General features: G+C 44.7%; 8 protein-coding genes. 1 reads left to right on the forward strand and 7 read right to left on the reverse strand.

What is annotated here, in order from left to right:
* Positions 1-12 precede the first annotated feature (12 nt).
* The 7 genes from ACK8P8_RS19395 to ACK8P8_RS19425 all read right to left on the reverse strand — a co-directional run bounded on the left by ACK8P8_RS19395 (position 13) and on the right by ACK8P8_RS19425 (position 11,924).
* Positions 13-2,313: a Gldg family protein gene (locus ACK8P8_RS19395; RefSeq protein WP_186975910.1), complete on the reverse strand. Its 2,301-nt coding sequence runs from the start codon at positions 2,311-2,313 to the stop codon at positions 13-15.
* Between the two features lie 6 nt (positions 2,314-2,319).
* Positions 2,320-3,255 (reverse strand): ABC transporter ATP-binding protein, encoded by a 936-nt coding sequence (locus ACK8P8_RS19400; protein WP_186975911.1) that lies wholly within the window; start codon positions 3,253-3,255, stop codon positions 2,320-2,322.
* A 69-nt stretch (positions 3,256-3,324) separates the two neighbouring features.
* Positions 3,325-4,899: a PKD-like family lipoprotein gene (locus tag ACK8P8_RS19405; protein ID WP_186975912.1), complete on the reverse strand. Its 1,575-nt coding sequence runs from the start codon at positions 4,897-4,899 to the stop codon at positions 3,325-3,327.
* Positions 4,900-4,917: 18 nt separating this feature from the next.
* Positions 4,918-5,739, reverse strand: a complete 822-nt coding sequence (locus ACK8P8_RS19410) for a DUF4843 domain-containing protein (protein WP_369860231.1) — start codon at positions 5,737-5,739, stop codon at positions 4,918-4,920.
* A gap of 16 nt (positions 5,740-5,755) precedes the next feature.
* Positions 5,756-7,246, reverse strand: a complete 1,491-nt coding sequence (locus ACK8P8_RS19415) for a RagB/SusD family nutrient uptake outer membrane protein (protein WP_369860232.1) — start codon at positions 7,244-7,246, stop codon at positions 5,756-5,758.
* An 11-nt stretch (positions 7,247-7,257) separates the two neighbouring features.
* Positions 7,258-10,611, reverse strand: a complete 3,354-nt coding sequence (locus ACK8P8_RS19420) for a SusC/RagA family TonB-linked outer membrane protein (protein ID WP_369860233.1) — start codon at positions 10,609-10,611, stop codon at positions 7,258-7,260.
* An 86-nt stretch (positions 10,612-10,697) separates the two neighbouring features.
* The gene (locus ACK8P8_RS19425; RefSeq protein ID WP_369860234.1) at positions 10,698-11,924 is read right to left on the reverse strand and encodes a FecR family protein; all 1,227 of its coding nucleotides are present in this window, start codon (positions 11,922-11,924) and stop codon (positions 10,698-10,700) included.
* A gap of 244 nt (positions 11,925-12,168) precedes the next feature.
* On the opposite strand from ACK8P8_RS19425, the gene ACK8P8_RS19430 reads away from it, so the two are divergent.
* Positions 12,169-12,678, forward strand: a complete 510-nt coding sequence (locus ACK8P8_RS19430; protein ID WP_186975916.1) for an RNA polymerase sigma factor — start codon at positions 12,169-12,171, stop codon at positions 12,676-12,678.
* The last annotated feature ends 62 nt before the right edge of the window (positions 12,679-12,740 follow it).

The raw sequence follows: 12,740 nt of genomic DNA on the forward strand, positions 1-12,740 counted from the left end.
AAAATTACCGTATTATCTCCGTCTTCTTTTTAACCAAATCCCGATATATCCCAACACGAATAACCCGGGAAGTACCCACAACAACCCGACACGCACCCACGTCATGGAGTCCTTCGTGAGTTCCAACACTTTGTCTTGAGGAGAAATCGCACTTAACACCAAAGGGAATTCCTCGTAACTCAACCACCGGAACATTCCCGTGATCAAGTTGAAGTTCGCCGCACGCACGCCACGCCGATTCATCAACAATTCCGCATTGCTCATGCAATCGGCATCCCCAAGGACAACCACCCGTTGTTCCCGGTCACCGACTTGCCGGGTAAGAGCCAGCAAAGTCGGGTATGTCTGTTCCACCTCGCCCGCCCGGACATTCAGCACCGCTTTCTCGTCCGTGAAGTTCACAGTTTCCAACTCATTCCAACTGCCCTTGTCATACGTCGACAGTACAGGGGCAACCCGGAATCCTGCGGTAGTATCATAGCTCATTACGGCTGTTCCGGGCATCGTGATCACGTAATTATTCCGGAATAATCCCCGGTATGCGGTCATCACGTTGACCCCCGGTTCTACAAAACGACAGATCAATAGATCGTCGGCATAACTACCCGTGGGTTGTACCAAAGTTCCTTGTTCAAAGCGCACGCCCAAGGGACGAGTGATAGGATTCATCACTCCGGACGTTCCCGGCTCTCCGGCTATAACAAGATTTCCACCTCGCCCGATGTATTGATCGATTTTTTGTAATTCATCCTCGCTTAGAGGTGATTGCACATCCGCTATCACCAGAACACTTACTTCTTCCGGGATAACGGGAATTTCTGCCAGAGATAGACTTACCACGTCAAAACCGTTATTTATCAATGCATAGCGGAAACTACGATCTTTCGTGAAACTACGATAATCTTTATCCCCGGCTTTGTTGATATCCCGTTCGCCATGTCCGGTAAGGAAATACACCTTCGGGGATTTCATCACCAAACGTTTCATCGCGGCAGATAGTTCTGCTTCTCTCGGATCACGACTTCCGTCTTCAAAGATGCGCAAAAAGGCTTTTTCACCGCTCGCCCGCTCGATTTGCCGCACGAAACGGTATTCTTCTCCCGACAGATCAATCTGTTTGTCGATCTCTTCAGGGGTAAGAAAACGCTCGATATTCTGCCCGTTCAGCGTGGCAACCCTCCATGCCTTTTGTTTCAAATCAAGATTCGGGTACAACTCATTCAATGCTTCATTCCCGGCATCAGCGTAGTAATAGACATACTTCATTTCGATCTCCGGTTTGAAGCGAATGTATTTTTTGAACTTGGCTTTATCACTATTCGCCATAGCGGGGAAAATCAGATTGCGTTCATCATCCAACAGATTCACGTAGGTTGTGATCGTCATTCCCCCGTCCAGTTGTTTCATGATTTCCTGACTTTCGGCAGTCAAGCTATTAACCTTAATGGAAGAGGCATCATAATAACACATCAATCCCGGACGGGACGTGATATACCCCAATAACATCGCCACGACGGCTACACCCCCGTAACGCATGGCAGCCACACTCTTGGTTCTCTTCGTTTTCCCAGCTTGAATTTTCATCACAGAGAGCGTGACGAATAACGCAATAACGATCAAGAAATACAACACGTCTTCACTGCAAATCAAACCGTCGATCAATTGATCTGAACGACCGAAAATGGACAGCCAGTAAGTGATATCCTGCACGAACGGAATCCCCTGCCCAATGTTCCCCACGTAATTCAAGAAAGTCAGAACCGCCAACGTGGCGACAGCCGCCACGACTTGATAAGACGTCAGACAGGACATGAATAAACCGATAGCGGCATAAGCACACACGACCAGATAGAAGCCCAAAATACCGGAGAGTAACAAAGATATATCAAAATGAGGCACGTGCAGAATGGTGAAACCCACGAACACAAGTACGATCGCTACCAGAATCAAAGCATATACCATCATGGAAAGATATTTCCCGAAAATAATCTGGAAACTGGATACCGGCGAGGAATAAAGCAATTTGATAGAACCACTGCTAAATTCCCGACTCATCAATCCCATGGTCAACAAAGGGATATATAAATAAAGATGCCCCAGCATATTCGGGAATATTCCCCACGCCCCGGTCAACAATTCTTTAGCGATACTGTACCATAACGGTCTGGAGAACTGTTGCATCAACATGATATCTATTACTTTCACGTACTGCATTCCCGCCTGTACCGTGAAAATAATCAGGATTAACCAAGCAATGGGGGAATAGAACAGAGTGCATAACTCTGTCGCGGCAATTTTTAATATTTTTCTCATAACCGATTACGCTTCAAGTTTACTTTTACCGGACAAGCGGGCAAATATTTCATCCAGAGAACTCCGTTCCACCGTGATCTCACTCAACATCCATCCTCGTGCAACACTCGTATTGACGATACGGTTATTGATGTCTTCCTCCGGCTCGAACCACACTCTAAAGTTCTTCGCTGTCACCGAATCCACACGCACGACACCTTGTATTTGTTGTAATTCCTCGATTGACGGAGGATTTTTCAACGTGATTAACAATGATTGGGGTTGTATATAATTGTTAAATTCATCCATTGTTCCGGAAAAGACAAGATGTCCCTGCTCGATCATCTTGATATGGTCGCAAGTCGCCTGTACCTCCGAGAGAATATGTGTCGAGAGCAATACCGAGCGATCGTACGCTATCTCTTTGATTAAATCCCGGATTTCAAGTATCTGATTCGGGTCTAAACCATTGGTCGGTTCGTCCAGCACGACGAATTTGGGATTGTGGATGATAGCTTGAGCTATCCCTACTCGTTGCTGGTAACCGCCCGACAAGTTTTTCAGCAACCTTTTGCTAAAATGCGATATACCACATTTATCCATGGCTGACAGCACGGCAGACTTAATTTTCTTCGGTTCCACAGACCGCAATTCCGCGCAGTACGCCAAATACTCGTCTACCGTCAAATCCGTGTACAGCGGCGGTTTCTGGGGTAAGAAGCCGATATTCATTTTCGCGGCGATAGGGTCTTCCCGGAAGTTAATCCCGTTAATGTACACTTCACCTTTCGTCTGATTCAACACGCCGCACATGATATTCATGGTAGTAGACTTCCCTGCCCCGTTTGAACCTAACAGACCTAATATTCCTTTCTCGTAAATTTCAAAATTAATATCCTGAATCGCCCACTGCACGCTGTAACGATGAGACAGATGCTCTACTTTTACTATTGGTTGCTCCATAATGATGTAATTAATAAACAGGGGAGAGGTTTCCCGGCATTTCACCATCTCTCCCCTTCTGTAAGATGATTATTTTAATGTTGTTCCTATTGCTGTTATTTCCCCGAAACCTGTCAATATTTGCGAGGCTTCTCCAAGTGCTCCTGTTCCTAAAGTGGTAATAGGCACAATATATACTTTTCCTTCACCCGTGGACGAATTATACGTCGATACCAACAATTGCTTCTGGTGTTGAGCATGTATAAACTCGTAATCTTCCGAAGAATAAGCACTATTTCCATACCATGCCTGCTGATATACCTGAACTCTCGTTATACGTTCGCCTGTTGAAGGCAAATTCCAAGGCGTGCCGCTCCGGGCACTGCTTCCGGCTAATAGCGCCGGATAGATTTTGTCATCCGTGGCGTAATACATCACATCCATGTTTTCGCAAAAAGCGTAATCAACAGCCTGAGTGATATCCGTACACTCGTTTATGGAGATCTTTCCGGTTCCGCCGGGAACATAACTTATCGACGATATTTTAAACAAAGTATCCAAACCTGAGTTTAAGTCCCGTAACAAGTGCAAGTGTTCCGAATTATTACCCACTCCTGCCGCTATTGCTTTTTTATTCGGCAAATTACCCGGATCAAAAACATACTGCCCTTCTCCCAACTGTTGCGTCAGTATAGAAGTTGCACCGTTATTAAACACCAAAAAGTTAGCACCATAAACGAAATAACCGTTCGTTTCGTCATAACAAGTGAACGCGGCCGTCATCACGCTAGTAGTTTTTTCCACTGCCAATTTCCCGTTAAAAACTTGGGTAGAACCGGCGGCATAGTTCATCGGGGAGAAAAATTGATAAGCTCCGTTACCTATCTGCCCGTAGGCTTTTCCATCAATAATGGTAAGCAAGCAATTACCCACAGCCGTACTTATTGTTTCCACTTTAAACAAGGTTGGTGCTTGAAAAAACAAATCTTCATTCGACATCGTACGCCCGAAAGTTACCGGATCCACAGAAAATATCTCCTTATCCGTACCAATAACCAAACGGGACAAATTGTATGTAGCCCCATTAGTCGCTATATTGGCAACAACCGAATTGACACGTCCTTCAATAAGTCCCCCGTTGGCAAAAGAATATATATCGCGGGTATATTCCGGCTCTTCCTCGTAACCGTATGTCACCTGCGGAGCTTTAACAAAAGTCAGATCGGAAGTCTCCCCACTGTTTCCCGTGTGAGCAACAAGCAAACCTTCACCAAAAGAATTACTGACGTACAAATCCCACATCTTGTAATAATCAATCCCCTCGTCATTATCAGTCACTTTCAATACCAACAAATAAGGATTACCACTCGGCTCATTCGCCACCTCGTAAATTAATTCAGCCCCTTCACCGATGTCCATCAATTCATGTCCCCGGGGAGTGAGATTTACTTGCCACTGATACGATAGATTGGCACTCCCCTGATCACCTTTCTTTATCACGGGCTTCACGATCAACTCTTTTCCATAGACAGCCTCCAGTATTTCTTTGTCCGTCGTTATGGTTACCTCGGGTATTTCCCTGTTAGCCTTCTTGCTTTTGTCGTCATAGCAGGATACAATCCCTCCTACCAGTATGACAAGCAACACGTATATCATTTTATTCATAGTCATAAAATTCTTAAATTAATACCTTCTGTCCAACGTCGATGCTATGGTATAACCGGCACGGGAAACTCCCTGTCCGACTCCCAAAGCATAAGAAGAATAGTACTGCGCATCATCACTATGCATCAACGGCGCATCCGGATGTGCCTTATCGTAAGCCTCCACGTAATCGCGCAACTTGCGATTTGCCGCATACCAGTATGGCAATACTGCGACACGGACAAATTCCGGATGTTCTTCGATGACGGAAGTCACGGCATAATAGCTGGTAATCTCCACCTCGTCACCAAACACGGTAATCAGCAACTCGTGGAAATTCCGGCTATACGTTCTTCCGAACCAGAACCACCACGTTCTCCATATCGTCGTTTGGTGCGGGCGAACCAGCAAGTCCGTCCACAAGACAGAAGCCATATCATTGCCTTTCATGCCGGCTCCGAAGTAATCATTTTCCACCAATTGCAAGGATAACAACTTAGAAGTATCCGCCAGTTCCTCGCTATATTTTATCGTCACATCAAGACGCGAAGACAATTCCCCGGCTTTCACCACACAAGGTGCGATAGAGTAATCCCCTTCCGCCACGTTGCGACTACTATCCCGCAAAACTGTAAAAGAAACTTCCCTGTCAAAATCCGTCGTTGGTCCCACGACCGTGATCGGCACTTGGACAACCACATCGTTTTTCTCCAGATTCTTCGCATAAGAGTATTGAACTTCTTTTGTTGAAAAATTCAACGCACAATCCTTAGCATTATAGAACTCCACCTTCTCGTCGCTGCAACTCGCGAAAAAGAGGCACACGACAAATCCCAATCCATATTTTATCAGACTTTTCATCTTTATTCTTTTTAAATTATAAATCCTGATGTCTTCCACCCTCGGATACCTCTTCCTGCGGATACAGGTAAATCAAATCTTCCGGCGATACTTCAAACTCGGTCACGGGACAAGCAATACCCGTTCGTTTCCAATAATAGAAAGTCTGTCCCTCACTCATAAATTCGCGTATGTATTCCAAGGTCAATTCTTCACGGGCATCCGCTGTCAGCGGGTCATACGTTTCGATAACCCCGCGGTGTTCCCGCACGATATCCAACATGGACAATGCTTTATCATTCTGCCCTTTATTGATATAGTACTCCGCGGCGATATAATACATCTCCGAGATTTTCATCATCGGGATTCTATTCCGATAATTCCGGTTATAATTATCCGACTGGTATAATTTACGGCAATTGTAAGCCGCCCCCCCGTCAACCGGAACTAACAACGTATTGTAGCGCACGTCGTTCGCCGAAGGCAATATTTCAGATCCCTCGTAAAGTTTGAACAATACCTCCAATACGGCATCCTCGCTCAATTTAATCCCCTGATAATCCGTACTGGTCACTAGCAAATACCCTTGTGTCAAATCTGTCAACCCCATGACTTCCAACGAGAATAAATGTTCCGTCGAGAAAGTCCAATCACGATAATCGTTCACGGATGTTGCTAAAAAAGCCTCCAGATCAATCCACTCGGCAAAACTATGATCAATAACATCTTGCGCGTACCCAAGAGCTTCTTCCAACCTCTCGTCGCTTCCTTCCCACATACAAACACGGGCAGCCAAAGCCTCCACCGCGTAATAATTCATGCGCTTTCCCCGGTCATCCCAGAATCCGTCCAAATTAATATCCTCGTAATCACTCTCGCTTACCTCTTTACGCGCCGGGTCTTTTTCCAAACAAGCCAAGGCATTTTTTATATCCTCGAACAGCAGTTCGGCTGTCGCTTTGTAAGTACGTTGCGGAGTTTGCTCCTTCGTGAATGCAGTCACGTAAGGAACCGTATATTTATCGGCATTAGCTACCCAATCAGGCAAACCGAACATCCGTAACAGGTCAAAATGAACAAAAGCCCGTATTCCCAACATCTCACCTTTCATCAAGTTATACACCCGGCTATCCAGTTTGCTACCGTTTTTCTCCAGATAAGTCAATATCTCGTTCACGTTGGCAATCACGTTATAACTCCTCGCCCACATCTTTTTGAAAGTAGCGTATCCTCTTACCGTGGAATACCTGTGTTTCTGCCAAACCTCGTACTCTGCCAGAGTTCCTTGTATTTTATAAGGGGAGCCTGCCAAATCGTTGGCAAACCACGTGTAATTTTTACCGTAGGCATCTTCACTTCCCATGTTAATATAAACACCGATGATCGCATCTTTAAACCCATCCTCGGAATTTAACAAATCCGACGCCTCCACCTGAGTTTCCGAAGTTGTTTCCAACCAATCGTTACATGCCGTTGTCATGAACATCATGCACGTCACGATTCCGATATACCATATTTTTATTTTCATGTCTTTCCTATTTAAAATGTTCCTTGCAAACTGAATGAAAGCGTCCGGGCGAACGGATAACTGGTTCCCCTTTCTACTTTTATGGATGAAAAAGTGGCCACGTCATTCATATACACACCCAATTTCAAACGCTGTAAATACATTCGTTTCACTATATCTTGCGGTATCTCGTAATATAAACTCAACGAAGAAATCGTAAGCACGTTATCTTTCTGCACGAAACGAGAAGTAGCTTGCGTTCCGCCATTCTTGTACCCGTTTATATACTGTGCATTCTGTCCCGAATAATACCAACGATCGGAGAAAACCCGACGATCGACATTATTTCCGATATAGCAATTCTCCACCCGACTCACGAGCGTGTTGTTATACATTTTTCCACCCCCGTAATAAGTAAATACGGCACTCAATCCCAATCCCTTGTATTCCCCATTAAAACCGAAGTTACCGTTATATTTCGGATCGGAAGAACCACAGTACACCAAGTTTGCCGCACTCCACGTGAAGGTTTTATTCCCGTCGAGATCGAGAAATACTTCCTGCCCCGTGTTCGGATCAATTCCTAAGGACTTCACTGCCCAGATAGAATTCAGAGGCTTACCGTCCTGATAGATCGCCACGGGCATAGTCTGTTTCTCGTCAATAGCTGCCTGTTTCATCTGTTCGTTATAAGATCTCAAGGCATCGGAGATTTTCTTAACCCGATTATCATTCGTGGCAATTTTGAAATAGACATTCAGGAAAGCATCTTTTTTCCGGATCACCGAATAAGTAGCGGATAATTCGATACCTTTGTTTCTCACCTTCCCCAAATTATCACGCACGACAGAGAATCCGGTGGAAGTAACCAAACTACGGTTAAACGCCATATTTTTCGTATCAGCGATATAAGCATCGAATTTCAAAAGTAGATTCCCGACATTGGCATCCAAACCGATAGTGTAATCCACCTTTTCTTCCCAGCCTAAATCAGGATTCTCCATGTTTGCCAAATAAGCTCCGGAGAAACCTTGATAATATTTATTCGTGTAATAGTTGTAAACAGACATCGACAAATTACTGGCAAAATTCTGATTCCCGGTAGTTCCGACAGATCCCCGCAATTTCAATTGCCGGATATTGCTATTCTCCATAAACTTCTCGTTGTGAATATTCCATGCCAAACCAAGACTCCAAAATGTTCCCCACTTGTTATCCGTCCCGAAAACAGAAGCCGCACTTCCCTGTAGGGTCAAATCGGCGAGGAAACGATTGTCATAACTGTATCCGCCCAAAACCACGTATCTTAACTCCCGTTGTATCGAATTACTCCCCGTCGGGGTTGATTCTTTCGCGTATTGTCGGGCAAATATGATACTGTTCATTCGTTTATTCGGGAACCCCTCCGTGTAATGGGTAACTTCCGAATATTTTGTTTCCGTTACCGACCATTGTGCTGTCGCGAACAAATCGTGTTTCTTAATCGCTTTACTGAATTGCACGGAGAAATCGCCCGATATCGTCCACGATTTCCCGTTACTCATCTCGTAGCTTCCTTTTCTCAATTGAGAATCCTCATCACTGGAATAATCCTTAAATTTCGAATGATCGGACGGATAAAAATCCTCACTATCCGTTCTTTTTGAAGTCATTCCCAAGCGAGCCATGAGTTTCCACCCCTCGTACGGTTGTATTTCCACGTAAAAATTATTAGTAAAATCCAGATAAGTATCCGTTTGCTTCACACCCAGTTTCGCATCGAACAAGGGATTTCCCAATGTTGAACTACCAGTAGTAAAATCATCCAGATATTGCACCAAATTCCCGCTCTCGTCATAAGGCGAAACATAAGGATTCAATGCCGCGTAAGTTGAAAAATCACCATAAGGAGAATCATTACTTTTCATACTCGACACACTCATAATATCCCGGAACAGGACTTTACCCGCGCGATAGGATAAGTTCAAATCACCGCCGATAACCCTTCTGTCGGAGCCTTTCATAACTCCTTTCACGTCGTTGTAAGAAAAAGAACCTATAGCGGATAACATTTCCGTACCGATTTCCACCTGCAAGGAGTGTTTCTGCCCCACGCTCGTGCGCAAGGGTTTGGATAACCAATACGTGTCCAGTCCTTCCTTAGCTCTCCGCAAGCGCTCATTGTACAATTGCATGTAATCAACTTTATCGTCCACGAACGTCCCCAAACTCTCGTAATACCCTTCTCTTCTCTCGACTTCCAGCTTTTCCAAAGCATTCGTCAAATCATAGCTGGTAAGATCCGGCATCTCCAAATCAAGACTTCCCACGTAGGATACGAGCGTTTGTCCTTGAGGCGCCCTTTTCGTTTCTATAACGACCACCCCGTTCGCCGCTTTTGAACCATAAATCGCTTTTGCCGCCGCATCTTTCAAAATGGTCACGCTCTCGATCCGGTTCATATCCATGTCGAATATTTTCTCCGTGGTAGTTTCAAACCCGTCCAAAATAAACAAAGGGGTGTTCGGATCATCTTGAAAACGACTCTTCAAAGAAGTTTCGTCAGTAGGAAAAGTAGATGCGCCGCGCAATTGCATATTCGGCATCGCGTTAGGGTTCGACCCTTGAGCGATATTATCCATAATCAATAACGAGGGATCCAGATTCTTTAAACTCTGGAACAGATTCTGGTTCCCGACACGTTTCAATTCCTCACCCCGGATAGTTACGGCGGAACCCGAATAACTCTCGGCTTTCCGGGTAAAAATACCCGTCACGACAACCTCCTCGACATTCATCACGTCTTCGTCCAGTACCACGTTAATCGTCGTTTGTCCTTTGATCGCTACCTCCTTGGTTTTGTATCCCATGAAAGAGAATACCAATGTTGTCGCACTCGTCGGGACAGTCAAACGATACGCACCCTGCACGTCGGCACTCGTACCAATCTGCAAGGAATCGGTTTTCAAAACAATCGTTGCCCCCGGTAAAGGTTCCCCCTTATCGTCACGCACAACTCCCGTGATAGTCAACGAGAGTGCTTCTTTTTTCGGAGTTACCACCACCCTGCCCGCGTATTCCACGCAAGTCAGGTTAGTACTCTCCACGCAAGCTTTCACTGCATCCAAGACAGTCACGTCCTTCAAGTCAATCGTCACTCGTTTCGTTTCTTTCTCTACCTCTTCTTTCTTAAACACGACCATATTGTCGCTCAGTCGATTGATCTCCCTCAAAGCGTCAAGCACACTTACCTGCTCCTGTTTTAAAGAAATTCTTTTAACATTCTGTTGCCCGTAGACCGATGAGCTTATCCAAAAAGCGTTTAATGACAGCAGTAAAATGCTGCAAAACGCCACCCGCATCACCGAAAGTCTACAAAACACTTTTGTCTTGTAGTTTTTTTTCATAGTTTTGTTCTGTTTTAATTAAACAAGTACCTTGCTGTCAACAAGGTTAATTAACCGGGAATGCCTGCAACGCATTTCCGGTTTTATTATCGTTTCTCTATAACGCGTACAATATTTCCTTCAATTTTAAACTCAGGTCCTCCTGCCATAGTCAACATCTTCAAGATTGATTCAAGTTTCTCGTCTTTACTCATTTTTCCGCTAAATGTATGATGTCCCATGCGTATGCCGTCCGTGATAAAACGCACCTCGTACCACCGGGAAAGCATACGGGTAACAACATCCAGATCGTCTTCATTAAACACGAATACCCCGTACCTCCATGCCACGTAATTAGCCGGATCGACCTCACGCACCACGAAATCGTCCGTTCCTCTTTCCCACTGGGATTGCATTCCGGGTTTCAACAAAACAGAAACAATCCCATGCTCCGCGTTATCCGCCAAACCTACTTCCACTTTTCCCGATAATAGCGTAGTGTACACGGCGTCCTCGTTCGCGTAAGCGCTGATATTAAACGAAGTACCAAGTACCCGCGTCCGCATATCTCCCGTTTCCACTATAAATGGCCGCTCTGCATCGTGTTCCACCTCAAAATAAGCCTCTCCTTTCAGTCTGACCACCCTTTCTTTACCGATAAACTGCACGGGATATTCCAACTCTGTTTCCGCGTTCAACCAAACCCGTGTTCCATCACTCAATACCAATGCATAGTCACCCCCGACCGTGGTATAAATTCTATGTCGAGATTCCTGCCGGGGAACGGAATCCGCGTGCAATCTATATGATAAACCATTTCCTTCGCCGATAAGGGTCACTTGTGACAATTTTATACTATCCGACGCATGACTAACCAACCCGAACTGACGCCCGTCTTCAAGTACCAGCATCACTTTTTCTCTCGTGGGCTGCATGGGTATTTTCCTGATATCCTGCCGTTCATTCACACCAACAAGCGTATCGGGCTGCCGTTTGGAGTTCCACGTCAAGAACACCCCGAATAAACATACTGCCGCAATCCCGGCAACCCAACCGATCCGCCGCCACTGCTTCTGTCCGAAATCCTTATGAACCAAACGTCTTGAAACGACCCGGTGTACCCGCTTGAAGTCCGTCGTCTGGTTAATTTCATCTTCCAATCTCAACCTCTCCCGAATACATTTCCAACGAATAATATTCTTGTACAATTGGCGATTATCCTCACTCTCGTCCAGCCAACTTCCCAATACCTCTCTTTCTTCCGCGGAGGCCGTTCCCAACTTCACTCGGATAATAATTTGTGCCAGTATTTCCGCTCTACTATATGTCATCATCTTTCTTTCGTTTCTATATAGACACCACAAAAAGAGTCACGGGATGAATGAAAACAGGAAAAAATCAAAAATTATTTTTATACTTGCACTCGATATTATTTAACCTTCGTTTTTTTATATTACCAAATCATCACAAGATTTATTTTCGGTTATTTTTACAACATTCATTATTAACCTATTACAACAGCCAAATATCGGCTGTATCCGGGCATTCTCGAATCGTTTTAAACGAACGATTATTGATATGAAGAAAAACCTTGAATTAGAAACTTTTATCAAAGAGCACTATGCCCCTTTATGCGCTGTTGCAGTTCGTTTTGTCGGTTCTCCGGATGTGGCTCAAGACATAGCACAAGAGGTGATTATCAAGTTTTGGGAAGACCAGCATAATCTACAAGAGATCAACCTAATAGACAATTTTCTCTATACGATGGTAAAGAACGAATCTTTAAACTATCTACGAGGACAACGACGAGAAAACGAGAGATACAATAAACTGGAAATGGAAGAATCTGAAGATCCGAAAGTTCTAAACCTACTGATCGCGGAAGATACAAACCAAGCCTTAATCAACGCTATCAACACGTTACCACTTCAAAGCGCCCGAATTATGCGTCTCGTTCTATCCGGTTATGAAAACAGAGAAATCGCACAAATCATGGGTATCTCGATAAACACGATAAAAACCCTGAAATACTCCGCAATCCGTAAACTCCGGGAATATTTCAATTCAGGAAAATACGAAATAGAATAAAATATATCCCACTTCATTCATCCCGCGAAGGTTTCAGCGGTGTCTTTATTTATATAAAACGA

The organism is Butyricimonas muris, from assembly GCF_046365375.1.
GTDB classification, from domain to species: domain Bacteria; phylum Bacteroidota; class Bacteroidia; order Bacteroidales; family Marinifilaceae; genus Butyricimonas; species Butyricimonas muris.

What these genes read in the sequence shown, in the direction of transcription:
- ACK8P8_RS19400 (WP_186975911.1), bottom strand. Translation starts at nt 3,255, where the DNA reads ATGGAGCAACCAATAGTAAAAGTAGAGCATCTGTCTCATCGTTACAGC.
- ACK8P8_RS19405 (WP_186975912.1), bottom strand. Translation starts at nt 4,899, where the DNA reads ATGAATAAAATGATATACGTGTTGCTTGTCATACTGGTAGGAGGGATT.
- ACK8P8_RS19415 (WP_369860232.1), bottom strand. Translation starts at nt 7,246, where the DNA reads ATGAAAATAAAAATATGGTATATCGGAATCGTGACGTGCATGATGTTC.
- ACK8P8_RS19410 (WP_369860231.1), bottom strand. Translation starts at nt 5,739, where the DNA reads ATGAAAAGTCTGATAAAATATGGATTGGGATTTGTCGTGTGCCTCTTT.
- ACK8P8_RS19425 (WP_369860234.1), bottom strand. Translation starts at nt 11,924, where the DNA reads ATGATGACATATAGTAGAGCGGAAATACTGGCACAAATTATTATCCGA.
- ACK8P8_RS19420 (WP_369860233.1), bottom strand. Translation starts at nt 10,611, where the DNA reads ATGAAAAAAAACTACAAGACAAAAGTGTTTTGTAGACTTTCGGTGATG.
- ACK8P8_RS19430 (WP_186975916.1), top strand. Translation starts at nt 12,169, where the DNA reads ATGAAGAAAAACCTTGAATTAGAAACTTTTATCAAAGAGCACTATGCC.
- ACK8P8_RS19395 (WP_186975910.1), bottom strand. Translation starts at nt 2,313, where the DNA reads ATGAGAAAAATATTAAAAATTGCCGCGACAGAGTTATGCACTCTGTTC.